The sequence below is a fragment of the Pseudovibrio sp. FO-BEG1 genome, assembly GCF_000236645.1.
In the GTDB taxonomy this organism is placed as follows: domain Bacteria; phylum Pseudomonadota; class Alphaproteobacteria; order Rhizobiales; family Stappiaceae; genus Pseudovibrio.
Genome location: NC_016642.1, coordinates 1,619,289 through 1,635,679, shown reverse-complemented (window position 1 = coordinate 1,635,679; position 16,391 = coordinate 1,619,289). Strand labels below are relative to the sequence as shown.

At 53.5% G+C, this 16,391-nt stretch carries 17 protein-coding genes; 8 read left to right on the top strand and 9 right to left on the bottom strand.

The features are described 5' to 3' along the window. Positions 1-14 precede the first annotated feature (14 nt). The 4 genes from PSE_RS07480 (at position 15) to PSE_RS07465 (ending at position 4,122) form a co-directional block, all read left to right on the top strand. On the top strand, positions 15-1,793 hold the full coding sequence (locus PSE_RS07480) for a monovalent cation:proton antiporter-2 (CPA2) family protein (protein ID WP_041768118.1): 1,779 nt from the start codon (positions 15-17) through the stop codon (positions 1,791-1,793). Positions 1,794-1,939: 146 nt separating this feature from the next. Continuing rightward, complete coding sequence (locus PSE_RS07475) at positions 1,940-2,362, top strand: helix-turn-helix domain-containing protein (RefSeq protein WP_014284301.1); 423 nt, start codon at positions 1,940-1,942, stop codon at positions 2,360-2,362. Between the two features lie 6 nt (positions 2,363-2,368). Beyond that, entirely contained in the window at positions 2,369-3,733 is a 1,365-nt protein-coding gene (locus PSE_RS07470) for an MATE family efflux transporter (protein ID WP_041768116.1), read from the top strand. Positions 3,734-3,900: 167 nt separating this feature from the next. Continuing rightward, the gene (locus tag PSE_RS07465; RefSeq protein WP_014284299.1) at positions 3,901-4,122 is read left to right on the top strand and encodes a DUF2093 domain-containing protein; all 222 of its coding nucleotides are present in this window, start codon (positions 3,901-3,903) and stop codon (positions 4,120-4,122) included. Here the strand turns inward: PSE_RS07465 and lpxK are convergent. From lpxK to PSE_RS07435, 6 genes are read right to left on the bottom strand one after another with little or no spacing between them, the layout of a single operon-like run. Beyond that, positions 4,119-5,132: a tetraacyldisaccharide 4'-kinase gene (lpxK, locus tag PSE_RS07460; protein ID WP_014284298.1), complete on the bottom strand. Its 1,014-nt coding sequence runs from the start codon at positions 5,130-5,132 to the stop codon at positions 4,119-4,121. The genes PSE_RS07465 and lpxK overlap by 4 nt on opposite strands. A gap of 3 nt (positions 5,133-5,135) precedes the next feature. After that, positions 5,136-6,425 carry a 3-deoxy-D-manno-octulosonic acid transferase gene (locus tag PSE_RS07455; protein WP_014284297.1) on the bottom strand — a complete coding sequence of 430 codons (1,290 nt, stop codon included), beginning with the start codon at positions 6,423-6,425 and terminating at the stop codon, positions 5,136-5,138. A gap of 21 nt (positions 6,426-6,446) precedes the next feature. Next, complete coding sequence (locus PSE_RS07450; protein WP_014284296.1) at positions 6,447-7,145, bottom strand: lysophospholipid acyltransferase family protein; 699 nt, start codon at positions 7,143-7,145, stop codon at positions 6,447-6,449. A 48-nt stretch (positions 7,146-7,193) separates the two neighbouring features. Next, the gene (locus tag PSE_RS07445; RefSeq protein ID WP_008550012.1) at positions 7,194-7,436 is read right to left on the bottom strand and encodes a DUF4170 domain-containing protein; all 243 of its coding nucleotides are present in this window, start codon (positions 7,434-7,436) and stop codon (positions 7,194-7,196) included. Positions 7,437-7,485: 49 nt separating this feature from the next. Beyond that, complete coding sequence (locus tag PSE_RS07440) at positions 7,486-8,280, bottom strand: 3'(2'),5'-bisphosphate nucleotidase CysQ (protein WP_014284295.1); 795 nt, start codon at positions 8,278-8,280, stop codon at positions 7,486-7,488. After that, positions 8,267-9,610, bottom strand: a complete 1,344-nt coding sequence (locus PSE_RS07435) for a TldD/PmbA family protein (RefSeq protein WP_014284294.1) — start codon at positions 9,608-9,610, stop codon at positions 8,267-8,269. The genes PSE_RS07440 and PSE_RS07435 overlap by 14 nt, the downstream gene beginning before the upstream one ends. A gap of 317 nt (positions 9,611-9,927) precedes the next feature. Between PSE_RS07435 and PSE_RS26640 the strand changes: the two genes are divergently transcribed. Beyond that, a complete protein-coding gene (locus tag PSE_RS26640; protein WP_014284293.1) occupies positions 9,928-10,536 on the top strand; it encodes a DUF6101 family protein in 609 nt (202 codons plus the stop codon). Here PSE_RS26640 and ubiA read toward each other — a convergent pair. Both ubiA and PSE_RS07420 read right to left on the bottom strand, forming a co-directional pair. Further along, positions 10,533-11,477 (bottom strand): 4-hydroxybenzoate octaprenyltransferase, encoded by a 945-nt coding sequence (gene ubiA / locus PSE_RS07425; RefSeq protein ID WP_014284292.1) that lies wholly within the window; start codon positions 11,475-11,477, stop codon positions 10,533-10,535. The genes PSE_RS26640 and ubiA overlap by 4 nt on opposite strands. A 71-nt stretch (positions 11,478-11,548) precedes the next feature. Next, complete coding sequence (locus tag PSE_RS07420) at positions 11,549-12,037, bottom strand: hypothetical protein (RefSeq protein WP_014284291.1); 489 nt, start codon at positions 12,035-12,037, stop codon at positions 11,549-11,551. Between the two features lie 123 nt (positions 12,038-12,160). Between PSE_RS07420 and purD the strand changes: the two genes are divergently transcribed. Continuing rightward, positions 12,161-13,441: a phosphoribosylamine--glycine ligase gene (gene purD, locus PSE_RS07415; protein WP_014284290.1), complete on the top strand. Its 1,281-nt coding sequence runs from the start codon at positions 12,161-12,163 to the stop codon at positions 13,439-13,441. 318 nt (positions 13,442-13,759) lie between these two features. Here the strand turns inward: purD and PSE_RS07410 are convergent, their stop codons facing one another. Then, complete coding sequence (locus PSE_RS07410; protein WP_008549802.1) at positions 13,760-14,524, bottom strand: LuxR family transcriptional regulator; 765 nt, start codon at positions 14,522-14,524, stop codon at positions 13,760-13,762. A 213-nt stretch (positions 14,525-14,737) separates the two neighbouring features. On the opposite strand from PSE_RS07410, the gene PSE_RS07405 reads away from it, so the two are divergent. After that, positions 14,738-15,583, top strand: coding sequence for a patatin-like phospholipase family protein (locus tag PSE_RS07405; RefSeq protein WP_008549989.1), 846 nt, complete (start codon positions 14,738-14,740; stop codon positions 15,581-15,583). 30 nt (positions 15,584-15,613) lie between these two features. Continuing rightward, positions 15,614-16,366, top strand: a complete 753-nt coding sequence (gene fdhD, locus PSE_RS07400; RefSeq protein ID WP_014284289.1) for a formate dehydrogenase accessory sulfurtransferase FdhD — start codon at positions 15,614-15,616, stop codon at positions 16,364-16,366. The last annotated feature ends 25 nt before the right edge of the window (positions 16,367-16,391 follow it).

Sequence of the window (16,391 nt, the reverse complement as noted above, 5' to 3'; positions counted from 1 at the left end):
TTTTTAGGGTGCCAATGGCAGAAGCTCACGTCCCTCCGTTTTTTATTGAAACCATTGTGGTTCTTTCCGCAGCCGTCATCGCCGTACCAATTACCAAACGGCTTGGACTTGGCGCGGTTGTGGGCTTCCTTGCAGCGGGCATGGCGATTGGCCCTTATGGCATCAGCTTCTTCAATGAGCCTGAGCGAATACTGGGCTTTGCGGAGCTTGGGGTGGTGCTGCTGTTGTTTGTAATCGGGCTTGAGCTTGAGCCCGCCCGATTATGGACCATGAGGCGGGACATCTTTGGTCTTGGCACAGCACAGGTGCTGATTTCCGGCCTTGTGCTGACATTGGGCGCATTGATGTTTGGCCTTTCCTGGCAGGTTGCGCTGATTGCCGGTCTTGGCCTTGCTTTGTCTTCCACCGCATTCGCATTGCAGATGCTGCAGGAACGCGGGCACCTAAGCACCAAGTATGGCCAGAGGGCCTTTGGTATTTTGCTGCTGCAGGACATGGCCATTGTGCCTTTGCTCGCCATGGTCGGCATTCTGGCCCCTGCCCAAGCAGACGTGGAAGAAGCTTCCATTGCGATGCAGGTGATCACGGTCGTTGCCGCCGTCGGTTTCGTGATCTTTGCCGGACGTTTCCTGCTCTCTCCCCTTTTCCAGCTTCTGACAGCATCTGGTGCGCGAGAGTTGATGATTGCGGCCGCTTTGCTGGTTGCCCTTGGCAGTGCGGGCCTGATGAGCCTCGTGGGATTGTCCATGGCTCTCGGCGCATTTCTCTCCGGCGTGATGCTCGCAGAATCCAGTTATCGACACACGTTGGAAGCCGATATTGAACCGTTCCGATCCATGCTCATGGGCTTGTTCTTCATGACGGTGGGCATGGCGCTGGAGCTGGATCTGATTGTCGCCAACTGGCAGCGCATCGTTTCTGCTGTGGTCCTGCTTATGATCACCAAGGGCGTGTTGCTCTGGGGTCTCTCCCGCCTGTTTGGATCTTCCAACTCTGACGCGCTCCGTGTGGCTGTTACCTTGCCTCAAGGTGGTGAGTTTGCCTTTGTATTATTCTCAACGGCGACCGCTGCGGCCATTTTGCCGGAAGAAACAGCAAACATCTTGAGTGCGGTTGTGATCCTGACCATGCTGCTGACACCGCTTGGCGCTGTGGGTCTGGACTTTGTGGCCGAGCGCATGAAGAAGCATGGCGACACCACCAACAAGATCGAGACCTTCGAAGATGCTTGCCCAAGCGTTCTAATCGTGGGTTTTGGTCGCTTTGGCATGATGGTTGCGCAGATGCTGACTTCTGAAGGTATTTCCGTGACTGCTCTCGACAACAAGCCGGACCGCATCAACTACGCACGTCAGTATGGCTACAAGGTCTATTATGGTGATGCAACGCGGCCTGATGTTTTGAAGGCTGCTGGTGGCGAGAACGCGACCTTGATCGCGCTGTGTATTGAAAATGACCGCGTGATGAAGCAGGCCATCTTGCAGATTAGATCCGCTTTCCCGAATGCGGCTCTTTATTGCCGTGCAACGGATCGGGCGCATGCTTTGGATCTCACCCGCCTGGGTGTTGACTACCAGATCCGCGAGACGTTCGAGTCCAGCCTCACCTTTGGCCGCAAGGCACTTGAGTACCTTGGTCTGCCAGCGGACCGGATTGATGAGGTTGAGGATGATGTTCGCAAACGGGACGATGAGCGGCTGACAATGCAGCTGGCTGGTGGTGATCTGGCCGGTTCTGATATGCTGCATCAACGCACTCCGCGCGACGAAGGCAAATCAGAAAAACCTGATTGATTTAGTCAAGATATCAGCACACTACTCTTGACCTCTATTGATTTGAAGCACATTTAGAGCGAGGGTGCATTGCATCCTCTTTTCTACATTTCGTGATCTGTGGCACTGCATTCCCACGATGTCCACATTAATCCCTATGGTTCGATATGGCTGGTGAATATTCAATCGGTGATCTGGCGAAGAAGGCTGGTGTTAAAGTCCAGACAATCCGGTTTTACGAGCAAAAGAAGCTGCTACCGGAGCCTCCGCGGACTGAGGGCGGCCAGCGCCGATACGGCGAAGACCACCTGAACCGACTGTCTTTCATTCGTCATGGACGTGATCTTGGCTTCTCTCTTGAGATGATCGAGAGCCTTATGCTGCTCAAGGAACATCCCGAAGATGACTGCGAGGGTGCAGACGAGATCGCGCGGGCTCACCTTGCCGAGGTTGAAGACAAAATTGCTCGTCTGCAAAGCCTGCAAAGTGAACTGAAAAAAATGCTGGTTCATTGTTCCAGCGGCAAGATACATGATTGCAGGGTCATTGAGGCCCTCTCCTGCGATTGCTATCAGCATCGCGAAAAGTGAGTTTTTATGTCCAGACCAACTAGATCCGGCGCACGGGACGCAAAGTTTACCTATGGCTCGACCATGCGCCATGTGCTGGTGATGACATCTACCGGCTCTGTCGGGCTGATTGCTATTTTCCTCGTTGATTTCGCTAACCTTTTTTACATTGCACAGCTGGGTATTGAAGAGCTGGCCGCGGCTATCGGTTACGCCGGTACGGTGATGTTCTTCAACTCCGCCATCGGCATCGGGCTTTCCATCGCCGCCAGCGCTTCCGTTGCCCGCCGTATTGGGCAAGGAGACGCCAGAAGCGCAAACCGGCTTGTTAGTATGTCGTTGATCATTTCCACGCTGATCTCACTGGCTGTTGTGGCGGGTAGTCTGGCGTTTCTGGATGATCTGGCGATGTTGCTTGGCGCAAGTGGACGCACCCTCGAATACACGCTGCACTTCCTTTACATCGTCGTGCCGTCCATGCCGTTGCTGGTTGGGGCCATGGTGCTTTCTGCGCTGCTGAGATCTGTTGGTGATGCGCGCGGTGCGATGTTTGTGACGCTTTCAAGCGGGTTTGTTACGGCAGTTCTCGACCCTATCCTGATCTTCGGGTTTGATATGGGCATCACAGGCGCGGCTGTCGCCTCTGTCATCTCCCGTGCGGTGATGGTTGGCGTTGGTTTTTACATCCTGATCGTGAAACACAACATGATCGGCCGTCCGGAAATTTCAGAGGCTGTGAGCGATACGGTTGATCTATTCAAGGTGGCAACACCTGCCATGCTGACGAACATTGCGACGCCCGCTGGTAACGCCTGGATCATTGCTGAGATGGCTCAGTTTGGAGATGGTGCTGTAGCAGGTTTTGCGATTGTTGGCCGTATCATCCCTGTGGCCTTTGGTGCGCTCTTTGCCCTTTCCGGTGCTGTTGGCCCTATCATTGGGCAGAACTTTGGAGCCTTGAAGTTTGATCGCCTGAGCAAGATCGTGAAGGATTCTCTTCTACTGATCGTGGTCTACACGCTGGCTGCCTGGGCACTGTTGTTCATGCTGCAAGAGCCGCTGGTTGAGTTCTTCAATGCAGAGGGCGATAGTGCTTCTCTGGTGTTCTTCTTCTGCACATTCGCGGCTGCTGGCTTCCTGTTTAATGCAGCGTTGTTTGTGACCAATGCGGTCTTTAACAACCTCGGCTTCCCAATCTACTCCATGCTGTTCAACTGGGGCAGAGCGACACTGGGTACCATTCCGTTCACTATCGCTGGTGCTTACTTCTATCAGGCTAACGGTGTCTTAGCGGGACAAGCTATTGGTGGCGTGGTCTTTGCCTTTCTTGCGCAGTATGTGTGCTGGCGGACCATCGAGAAAATTCGCAGGGAAAAACTGGCAGCAGCTTAATTGCTGCCAGAGTTCATTGCTTAAGATATCCAGACTTACCGCTTTGCAGTTTCAAAGGGCGTCTCTAACCTGAAAACTACGTCTCTATTTTTCGGAGATACGCGGTGGCCTTTTTAGAGTTTGAGCGGTAAGAAGAGAGAAATGAAACAATTCCGGATGCAGAAATAATGAACCGTTTTGAACAACCGCGCATTCCAACAGAAGCACGTATCCGCTACATGGATGGTGATTATCAGGTGAAAGCACCAGGTAACTTTGTGAAGTGTGCGATCACTGGCAAAACGATCATGCTTGAAGAGCTCAAGTACTGGAGTGTTTCCCGTCAAGAAGCTTATGTGGATGCAGATGCTGCCCTGCAGGCTTATGAAAGCAATGATCTGAAGGCTTAAACCTTCGCGGATCCAAGCACTGGTTTCAGGCGCTCAAGCAGGGCGTCTGGATCTTCAATCTTCATCTCCACTTCCAGAACACTTGCAACATTTGCAAGCCGCGCAATGGACTGCTCTTCGCGGCCATCCAAACGCACATAGTCCTTGGTTGTGGTGATCGGCAGCAGATCCTGCGCTTCTGCCACGCGCAAAATCAGGCGTGCATCTTCCTTTGTAAAGTAGTGATGGTCCGGGAAGGACATGGTCTCAACGACCTCAGCTCCTGCTTCCTTCAGGCTGGCAAAGAGTTTCTCAGGTCGGCCAATACCCGCAAAAGCCAGGACCCGCTCCCCTTCCAGTGCATCTGCAGAGACGGGACGGATAGCAGCGCGCATCAGGTCGATACCGGCTTGCTGGGCGGCTTCCTGTTGCAGCTCGCTCTTATTCCCCTCGCCCACAACCATCAGCAGACTGACGCGTCCCAGTTGCTTTTTGAAAGGCATTCTGAGTGGGCCAGCTGGAATACATCTGGCATTACCGATACCGGTTTTGGCATCCAGCAGCACGATGGAGAAGTCTTTGTGCAAGGACGGGTTCTGAAAACCATCATCCATGATGATGACAGAGATGTCTTGCTGTTCCAGAAGCTTCGCACCTGCAGCGCGATCCGCTGAGATTACCGTTGGGCCACGACGAGCCAACAAGAGGGCTTCGTCTCCAACTTCAGCAGCAGCATAGTTAGAAGGATCAACAAGCAGCGGGCCTTTGTTGGTGCCGCCGTAACCACGCAGGAGAAAACCTGGAGTATGGCCCGCTTCTCGCAGCAGTGCATTCAATGCCAGAGCAAAAGGTGTTTTGCCCGTTCCGCCTGCTGTAAAATTGCCGATGCAGATCACTGGCTGCTTGGCTTTGTAACGTGGATTGTACTTGAAGCGGCGTGCTGCCAAGAAGCCATAGAGTGCACCCAATGGGCTCAAGAGTTTTGCTTGCCACGTTCCATTTGACGTCCACCAGAAATCAGGAGCATTCATAGCTTAAGCCTCCCCTGCTTCTGTTGGTTTCACCGGAAGGTACTGTTGCAACTCAAGCTGTGTCGCAGCGAGCGCACCGCGTCCGGATTCTACCAAGGCTTTCGCCTTATCAGCACGCTGCTGGACCTCTTCTGGTTTGTGGAGCAAATCTTCGACCTGCGCGGCCAACTCGCTTGCATTGTGCACCACAAGCACACCCTCTTCTTTAGCGAAGTGGCGATAGATCCATGCAAAATTCTGAGTATGAACACCAGAGAGGATCGCACAGCCGATCTGAGCTGGTTCAAGCAGATTGTGTCCACCGATTGGAGCGAAAGAGCCACCCATGAAGACGATTGGAGCTATGCGGTAAAACAGACCCAACTCGCCCAGTGTATCTGCGATATAGATGTCTGTTGCGTTGGTGATAGCCTCGCCTCTTGAGCGCTGTGTGCACACGAGGCCCATTTGCTCCAGCTCTTCCCGGATTTCTTTGGCCCGGACCGGATGACGAGGAACAATAATTGTGAGCAACCGATCAAACTTCTGCTTCAGCTCCAGATGAGCCTTACCAGTTTCCGCTTCTTCTTCAGGATGTGTACTGGCTGCGAGCCATCTTGGTCGACCTTCGAGCTGATCTTTAAAGTCAGCAAGTTCGACCGGGTCACACTCAGGAATGTTGCCATCAAACTTGATGTTGCCTGTCGCCTTTACGCGGATAGCACCAAGCTGCTTAAAGCGGGCGCCATCATCGTCAGACTGCGCGAGCACACAGTCTACAGTCCCGAAAACGGAGTGCGCGAAGGATGGAACACGGTTCCAGTTTGCAAAGGAACCTTCTGACATACGTCCGTTGACGATGATTAGCGGGATCTGGCGCTTCTCCAACTCATGGAACGTTGCAGGCCAGATCTCGGATTCAACAGTGATGGCCAGACACGGTGCCCAGTGATTTAGGAACCGTTTGATGTTGCCGCGGGTATCATAGGGGACAAACTGGTGGATCACACCTTCTGGCGCAGATGCCTCAACCACTTGCGCAGATGTCAGTGTTGCCGTGGTGAGCAGGACATGCGACCCACCATCAACCACTTGCTTCGCCAATGGCAAAACGGCATTGGCTTCACCAACGCTGGCCGCGTGGATCCAGATCAGGTTTCCAGCTGGACGATCCTTTGAGGCGACGCCAAAGCGTTCGCCTTTGCGGTTCTGATCTTCTTTACCCTGTCGGGCGCGCAGCTTGTATAAGCCAACGAGCAAAGGCGCGGCCAGACGACCGAGACCTTGATAGACTCTGAAGATCACTGAACTCATGGGACCCAGTTCTGCCAGTAATTATTTTTTGCCTGATTTGGCGATTGCGTAAGCTTTGTCAGTCGTCTCGTTCATTCTGGTTTCCAGAAGCTGACGAATTTCCTCAAGCTGTTCATCGCTTGCATCAGCCGGGACCGGAATGGGCTCGCCAAAGCATAACGCAATATGGCTGAACGGCAAATTGATGGAAGCCTTATCCCAAGTATCAAGGTCATAATGACGGCTGGTCGCAATTGCGACTGGCAGGAGTGGCCGACCAGAATGTTTGGCTAGCTGGACGATGCCTTTACCTGCTTTACGAGAAGGGCCTTTAGGCACGTCCGCCGTCATAGCGACATTGCCACCTTCTTTCAGCGCGCGCAAAGCTTCGATGAAGCCGCGCATACCGCCGCGTTTTTTGATCTGCTTGGCGCGTTGCGCACCAGCGGCCCGGATAAGACCGAGCCCCAGTTTTGATGCGCAAATCGCCTGCATTTCACCATCAGCACTTCGGGAAATCATCACCCGTACGTCCCAGTCTTTTGGGCGCGCAAAGGGCATCATGAAATGCTGACCGTGCCACATGGACACAACGTATGGAACAGTGTCCTCGTGATCCTCATAAAAGTTAGGAGGATCGAGAGTGAACTTACTGCTCTTGCGCACGAAGAGCAGATAATACGCCATGGCATTGCCCACCAGCTTCATCACAAGCGGGTGTTTGCCGAGTTTTTTCAACATTTCACAGGCCCATTTGGTTTCGGGCGGAATTCCCGGGAGGCGCAGTACTTACTTGGTTTCTGCGCCCGGATCAAGCAGACGGTGCATGTGTACAATGAAGTAACGCATCAGGGCGTTATCTACAGTGCTTTGCGCCTTTGCTTTCCACGCTGCGTGTGCTTCAGCGTAGTTCGGGTAGATTCCTACAATGTCCAGATCCTTAAGATCTTTAAAGCGAACATTGCTGATATCTTCTAATTCGCCACCAAACACGAGGTGAAGTAGCTGTTGGTTTTCTTCTTGAGCACTCATGGTGTTCGCTCACCTTCTCCACAAACAGTCCGACCGAATACCGTAAGGATTAATCCTCTACGGATATTCCCTGAAGCCTTTTAAACAATTTGGCAGAAGATGCCACTAGTCCGGGGTGATTTGTTCTAGTTTTATTGTAGTAGAGCGTTGATCCAGACAAGTCTACTAACTGCCCACCAGCCTCGCTTATGATTAAATCCGCTGCGGCAAGGTCCCAATCACGGGCTCTCGCGCGGGCCAAACCTGCATCCAATTTCCCACAGGCGACCAGTGCAAAACGGTAGGCAAGTGAGCCCAGATAAGGGCTAAAACGAATCTGCTCGCTTTTTACGCCTTCCTTTTCGAGGAAGCTGACCGGACCGGCAATGTAGGATCCGGTGACAGATGGACGATCGGAAACGCTGATCTTTTCCTGATTGAGGTAACTGCCACCACCACTGACTGCGGTGTAAAGCTCATCGCGAACCGGACAATAGATGACGCCGACGGTGGGGCGGCCATTTTTGACCACGGCCAGAGACAAGCACCATTCATCGCGACCATTGAGGAACGCGCGGGTTCCGTCGATCGGATCAACGATAAAGACGGTTTCGTGATCCTTGCGGGCTAGATCGTCTTCAGTTTCTTCCGAAAGCCAGCCGTAATTCGGACGTGCTTCGCGCAGTTTGGAAGCCAAGAACTGGTCAACTTCGATATCTGCGACAGATACCGGCGAGTCGCCTTCTTTGGTCCAGTTTTTTGGTGAGTTTCCAAAATAAGAAAGGGCGATCTTGCCGCCCTGCAGAGCTGCTGTAACCAGCAGCTCCAGATCTTCCTGCAGGCTATTTGTATTAGCTTCCGGCAATCGTCAGTCCTTCGATAACCACTGTTGGCGTTGCCACTGCATATCGCTCGTCCAGATCAGATGCCGGTGTGAGGTTCAGGAACATGTCCTTCAGGTTTCCTGCAATGGTGATCTCGCTCACTGGGTAGGCGATTTCGCCGTTTTCGACCCAATAACCAGAGGCACCGCGGGAATAGTCACCTGTTACACCGTTTGCACCGTGACCGATCAAGTCTGTTACCAGCAAACCTTCGCCGATATCTCTTAAGATTTCTTCCGGTGTTTTCTCGCCAGCCTGTAGGGTCAGGTTAGTCGCGCCGGGAGATGTGCTTGAGCCGGAGCGGCGGGCACGACCATTGGAGGTCAGGCCAAGCTCACGGGCTGCATAGCCATCCAGGAACCAATGGCCGAGGATACCATCCTCAATCATGTTGAGGTACTCAGCGCCTGTGCCTTCCGCATCAAACGGAGCGGTTCCACCACCGCGCGCTTTGAACGGGTCATCGGAGATGGTGATGCCTTTGCTGAACACCTGCTGGCCCATCTTGTCTTTCAGGAAGCTGGTGCCGCGGGCGATGGATGCGCCGTTGATTGCGCCTGCGAAGTGGCCAAGCAAGGAGCGTGCTGTGCGTGGTTCGTAAACCACGGGGGCTTTGCGGGTTTCCAGCTGGCGTGGATTGAGGCGACGAACTGTCCGCTCCCCTGCGATGCGGCCAACTTCTTCCGCAGACATCAAGTCATCCCAGTATGTGCGGGAATCGAACTCGTAGTCGCGCTCCATGCCGGTGCCCTCACCGGCAATTGCGGTCATGGAGAACCCGGAGCGGGAGCGTTGGTAGGCGCCGACAAAACCGTGGCTTGTGGCAAGCACGATGCCGGAGAGGCCCCAGCTTGCGCCAGCACCGCCGGACTTGGACACGCCCTCTACAGTGAGTGCGGCAGCTTCCGCGTCCAGAGCAGTTTTGGTCAGCTCATCCGGGCTCACTTCGCGTGGGTCGATCAGGTCCAGCTGCGGGATTTCTTTCAGGAGGCGCTCAGGTTCAGCAAGGCCAGCATATGGGTCTTCCGGAGTGACTTTTGCCATTTCCACTGCGCGGGCAGCGAGTTCGGCTGGGTCATCACTGGCGTTGGAAGAGATGCTGGCGACTTGTTTGCCAACAAAGACACGGAGTGTCACGTCGTTGCCTTCGGCGCGGTCGGTGTTTTCAACCTTACCTTCGCGCACGGAGACAGACAGTGACATGCCCGTAACTGCGATTGCGTCTGCTGCATCGGCTCCAGCTGCTTTTGCAGCTTCCACCAAGCTGACTGCCTGTTCTTCAAGCTTTGAATTGGCAATTGCGTCAGACATTCGCGCGGACCTCCTGTTGTCTTGCTCTTCGTGTTTAGGGCGTGCCTGACATAAGAGCAAGCACACCTGCCAAGAATCGCGGGGCTGTACGCAGAAATTGCGGGGTTCTGCTTGCAGTTCGCTGCCCTACCGATGAACCCACCTAAAGATAGTTAGAATTTTATCAAGTTCGGAAGAGGTTCGCTAAGCCTCTTTAAAATCAGAGTTTTTTAACCATTCGAGTTAAGGAGTTACGCAGATTCTACCCTGTAATTTTCCTCTAGTTTGAAAAGAAGATGAATTGAAACCTCCACACCTGTGGAGGGAGGGGCAGTTCCGTGATCAACTACAAATCGCAGTTTTTGGGCCTTGCGAGCAATGACAACCACATTAATCGTGTGCGTGTCTCGCTGCCGTATCGTATGCAAGCGGACCTGCCGGATGATCTTCTTGAAACACCGGGTGTTAACAGATCCGATATTCGCATTGATCCGGACAAGGTGCTGATCCGCCGGGAGATGGGGGGCTTGCCTCTTACTCTGTCGGTCCCGCTTGGTTCGTACTCAGGTATCGCGGCTAAGGTTACTGTCAACGAGATCACTGATGAGCTTGAGTATCAGGTGGTTCTGCTGCACCGAGATCATGCTCTGAGCATTCCCCTTCTTACCGGTACTGATATGGAATTGACGGCGGATTACTGGGAAGCGTGGTCGGATGCTTTGGCGCTGCCGTTGTTGACCATCGACAGTGATGGCACATCCAAGCTTGCGCGTCTTGGCCTGAACACCTGTTCTAAAGGGGAGCCGCTGCCACGCAGAAAATTGCGTGCGCTCACCGGACGTCGCCCGCGGTTTCTTGTGGGACGTGAGACAGGTAAGCCGACGAAGCTGCAGAAGGTTTTTGCCAGCTCTCGCCGCTTCACATCCCTGCGTCGCCGGAACTCTTAGAGATAATAGGCAGCCAGACCGTCCAGCACCAATCCAATAAACAGGATCAGACCGAAGGTGGAGTTGGACTTGAAGAGCTCCAGACACTGATCCCCGTCATCGATGTCCAGCACACGGATCTGGTTGAACAGGTGGAAGGCTCCAATAGCCAGCCCTGCAAACGCTAGCGGACCGCTGCCAGCGAGAACGAATGCGCCTGCAAACAGAACCACAGTGGCTCCGTAGAGAATGACCAGAGCCTGACGGGTTTTCTCACCAAACAGACGTGCCGTTGAACGCACTCCGACCAGAGCGTCGTCTTCTTTGTCCTGATGCGCGTAGATAGTGTCGTAGCCGATGGTCCAAACAATACCACCGCAATAGAGCAGCACAGGTGCCAGCGACAAGCTGCCGAAGACCGCTGCCCAGCCCATCAGAGCACCCCATGAAAATGCAAGGCCCAGCACGAACTGCGGCCAGTCGGTGATGCGCTTCATGAAAGGGTATGCCGCCACAATGGCAAGGGACGACATGCCCAGAATGATGGTGAAGGTGTTGAACTGCAGAAGAACAATGAGCCCAGCCAGAGCCTGCAGGATCATGAAGATCTTGGCTTGTCTGCTGGTGACCTGACCGGACGGGATGGGACGGGAGCGCGTGCGCTCAACCTTGTCATCGATGTCCTTGTCGACAATGTCATTATAGGTGCAGCCAGCACCGCGCATTGCCACTGCGCCAATGAACATCAAAATGGCATACCAGATGTTTGGAATCGGTGCGCCAGCTGCATTGGAAGCCAGAGCCAGAGACCACAGGCACGGCCACATGAGCAGGTACCAGCCGATCGGGCGTTCCCATCTTGCAAGGCGGGCAAACGGGCGCAGCCCCGCAGGCAGACGTGTATCAACCCAATGACGCTTTACCGCATCAGCAACTGGTCCAGTGTCTTTGGTATTGAACATTGCCACCTCACCGTCATGTCTGGAGCTTATCTGCGTTCATTTCCCTTCACGCAGCAAGCCCCAAGTTTGCTTTAAAAGCTGAGAGGGAATTCCTCTTCGTAGTGAATGGTCTTTTCCAACAGATCGACACTTTGCGTCAAGAAGCCAAATTCTTCGAAGAACCGTTTTCTGGTCTTTCCCTGAGGCTTCTTGAGCGAAACCTCCATTTTAACGACAGACTTTTGCGCCAGATCATCTTCCAGCTCATGCAATATGGAGGGCAACAGCCGCTCTATTCCTTCAATCGGGGCCAGAGCAATCTGCTCAATGAACCCGACTTTGCCACCTGCCCGCACGCTATAGCGATAGCTGACGAGCACAAATCCGAGGCTTTTTCCTGTGCTTCTGATCAACCAGGCCTGCCCTGCACTTGGGTCCACCAGCAGGCGGCGGGCGGTTTCTTCCAGCGAGAGAACTGGCTCTGAGAGCGTGTCCTGCTCTCCCCATTTTGCCAGCAGCTCGAAGAACTCATTCATAAACAGCGGTGTAACCAGCAGCAATTCGACTGATGGACGAGGCATTTTTGGGTCTCTCCGGAGCTGTTGTTCGTTTACTGACAGCGTTACTCATGCTACACGCTGCATCACAATCTAGACGCACAACTCGGGAACCTGTTCCCTTCTTAATTTCAGGGTCTACCTCTCATGAATATTCTGCTGATCGGTTCTGGCGGGCGTGAACATGCGCTGGCATGGTCTTTGGCAAAATCTCCTGTGCTCAATGAACTGTTTGTTGCTCCGGGCAACGCAGGCATCGAACAGTTTGCCAAATGTATTGCACTGGACCTGACTGATCACCGTAGTGTCATCGAGTTCTGCCGTTTGCATGACATCAACTTCGTTGTGATTGGTCCGGAAGCACCATTGGTTGATGGCCTTTCCGACAGCCTGACCCACGCTGGTCTGCGCGTATTTGGTCCCTCTTCTGCCGCTGCGCAGCTGGAAGGCTCAAAAGGCTTCACCAAAGATATGTGTGCTCGCGCAAACGTGCCAACCGCAGCCTATGGCCGCTTTGACAACGCAGAGGCTGCCAAGACCTACATTCGTGAGCAAGGTGCTCCGATTGTTGTAAAGGCAGATGGCCTTGCTGCTGGTAAGGGCGTGATCATCGCCATGAACGAGCAGGAAGCGCTGGACGCAGTCGACAGCTGCTTTGATGGCGCATTTGGCGATGCGGGTGCCGAGGTTGTTGTAGAAGAGTTTCTTGAGGGTGAAGAAGCCAGCTTCTTCGTTCTGTCTGATGGTGTGAATGCACTGCCACTGGCCACTGCGCAGGATCATAAACGTGCGTTTGATGGTGATGAAGGCCCGAACACCGGTGGTATGGGCGCCTACTCCCCTGCTCCTGTGATGACCGAAGAGATGATGGACCGGGTGATGAAAGAGATCATCCATCCAACCATCGCTGATATGAAGGCACAGGGCTGCCCGTTCAAAGGCGTGCTTTATGCTGGTCTGATGATCACCAAGGACGGTCCGAAGCTGATTGAATACAACGTTCGCTTTGGTGACCCTGAGTGTCAGGTGCTGATGATGCGCCTGAAGACCGATCTGCTGCCAATTCTGCTTGGTTGCGCGGAAGGTACTTTGGATCTGGTCGATGCGGAATGGCATAGTGATCCTGCGATCACTGTTGTTATGGCTTCCAAGGGCTATCCGGGCTCCTATGAGAAGCTGACTGAGATCAAAGGTCTGGTGGAAGCTGCGGCTGATCCGGACGTGGAGATCTTCCACGCAGGCACCGTGGTTGCTGATGAGAAACTGCTGTCCAATGGTGGCCGTGTTCTGAACATCACCGCACGGGCAGCGACCGTTTCTCAAGCACGGGCAAAAGCTTATGCTGCGATTGAAAAGATTGACTGGCCAGAAGGGTTCTACCGTAAAGACATTGGCTGGCGCGCTGTTGAGCGTGAGCAGCAGGGCTGATCAAGTTCAGCTTTGACCTATGAGTTTTGAAAGGAGCGGCTGTAGGGCCGCTCTTTTTGTTTTTGGCTTGGGGGTGGGCAAAAAAAATCCTCCGAAGCTGGCTTCGGAGGAGTTGTATTTATCTACACTATTCGGCCGGGCCACGACAGCCTGTGCCCAGACCAACAGATCAAATTGATAAACTACCACAAACAACTGCACGAGGCGAAAAAGTGCCATGCAGGAGCTAAAGTGCAACCTCTAGCAAATGTGAGTATGCATAAATGCACAACTCATAACAATGGGGGATTTTCCCTGATGCCTTAAAGTTGCAAGTGCCTAAGGTGAAAGCAACTGAAAGGTCATTGCACGGGCCACAGCGTGCGTACGGTTGGTCACTCTAAGCTTTTTGCAGGCCCGTTTTATGTGGTGTTCAACAGTTTTCTCAGAGAGATTCAGGATATGGGCGATTTCTTTATTTGCCCTCCCCGCCGTCAACCACAGCAGGCATTCATGCTCCCGCGGCGTGAAACCAAAAAATTCGCTTAAGGTTTCGGGTTCTTGCGCATAAGTATGGAAAAGGTGCACCGCGCCCTTCAGAACCGGGTAGTTGGAGGTCATCTGCGCATCGAAGCCCAGCTGGGTGCGTTCGCACGAGGCGAAGCTGGCCCCGCCAACCAAATGCTTGTTGGAACACTCCAGTGGGATAGTAACCCCAAACTTCAGACCAGCGGAGCGGACATCATTGAAGAAGTCGCTATCCACCTTGCTGGTGGGACGCACAGTGTAATCCGTCCAGAGCTGATCAACCTTCCTGCCGCTGAGCAGGTGGTCCATACCCGGATCTTTGAAATAGTAATGGTGGGAGTTGTAGTGCTCGACCCAGTCCTGCGAATGGTTGGACAGGCAGATTGGCTGGCGATCCTCCACACGGCCCTCAATCTTGGGCACGATGATGTAGGCGCCTTTTTCAAAACCGAGCTTTTCTGCAAATCGAGTGAGTTCTTCCCAGCGTGCTTGTAGGGATGAACAGTTCCATAGCTCTTGAGAAAACTGCAGGAGATTTCGGTCAAAGCCCGCCGGATAGCCCATGGAATAGTTCATCGTAACACCGCAAGATTGGAGCCCCGCTACACATCAGCCAGTCGAGCCTTGCTCAACTGCTACCAAATAAAATGATATGTTTGCCCCAACGCCCATCTATTGTTTATCTATGTTCGTCGCGGTGATTATCACTGTATTCTTCTCGGTTTTCAATTGGAAAGCTGAGGGGAACACCTATATTTTTATTATAGATATTAAAGGAACAGGCTTTCAATGAGTACTCCCAAGATCGGCGTTGCCCTTGGTGGCGGAGGCGCCCGCGGTCTCTCCCATATTCCTGTTTTGCAAGCTCTTGATGATATGGGCCTCACCCCTCATGCCATTACGGGCACTTCTATCGGTGCTTTGATTGGCGCTGGATATGCTGGTGGGATGAGCGGTGACCAGCTTGAGGAGTACACACTGGAGACGCTTGGCGAGTGGAAGAAGGTGCTGGGTAAGCTGGTGGAAGTGAGCATGCCCAAACGCTTTGCCGACCTGATTGGCGGCAAGTCCAGTTTTGGCCAGTTCGATTCCAAGCGTGTTCTGGAAGTCTTTGTCGGTGATGTGCTGAAGCAGGACTTTTCTGAGCTTTCCATCCCGTTTCAGGCCATTGCTGCGGACTACTACAAGGCAGAGGAAGTGCGCTTTGCGGAAGGAAATCTGGTGGACGCGGTTTCTGCGAGTATCGCCATTCCGTTTGTCTTCAAGCCTGTGCACCTGAACAACACTGTGCTGATTGATGGCGGGGTGGTGAACCCCCTGCCCTTTGATGTGCTGCCCAGCGATTGTGACATCGTGATAGCCGTGGATGTGGTTGGTACGCCGAAGAAGGATGAGAAGCGCGCTGTGCCCAGCGCGACCGAAAGTGTGTTCGGAGCCACCCAGATCCTGATGCAGACCATTTCTCAGGAAAAATTGAGAATACGGGCACCGGACCTTTCCATCTTCCCGAATATCAAGCAATATCAGGTACTTGATTTCCTGAAGGCGCGGGAAATTCTGGAAGATAGCTCTGGGTTAAGGAATAGTGTGAAGGTTGAGCTTGACCAGAAGATCGAGAACTACCTAATCTCCTGATAAGAAGAATAGAAAGAAGTGGAGTCTGGGTTGTCTATTGTAGACCCTGAGTGGCAAACACCTATCAATGACGGCAGAAAGCTACCTCCTGAAGTTCCGGTCGCGGTCACGCTGAACGGAGAGGGCTTTGCTGTGTTCATGGCCACGCCCAGAGACCTTGAAGATTTTGCCGTAGGATTTGCGATCAGTGAGTCCATCGTCTCCGGTATCAAGGATGTGCAGTCCATTGCTTTGCATGAACATGGCGAGGAAGGCATCAGCGTCAATCTGGAGATTGAAGACGAGCAGTTCTTCACCGCTGTGAAACGCAAACGCCTGCTGACCGGGACATCCGGCTGCGGGCTGTGCGGTCTTGATAGCATTCGCGCGGCGTTGCGTGCGCTTACTCCCCTTTCCCCGCAGCCAGCTCCCAAAACAGAGAGCATCAGCGCCATGTTTGAGTCGATGCAGTCCAAGCAAACGCTCAACGACATTTACGGCGGTGGCCTGCATGCAGCTGCTGTGTGTTGCGGCGAGGATATTCTGGCCGTGCGTGAAGACATTGGCCGCCATAACGCCATGGACAAGGCACTTGGGGCTGGAGCCCGCAGTGGAAAGCCGGTTGATCTTGTCATCACCACAAGCCGGTGCAGCTCTGATCTGGTGCAGAAGGCTGTCAGCGCCCGTGTGGGTACTCTTGCTGTTATGGCAACGCCCAGCGATCTGGCTGTCAAGCTGGCGCGAGAGAATTGTTTAAATCTGTTTAGTTGCAACCGTGGATACAGCTTCACACGCTACAGCTAGCGACTCATCAAGTTCGTGGGCGATT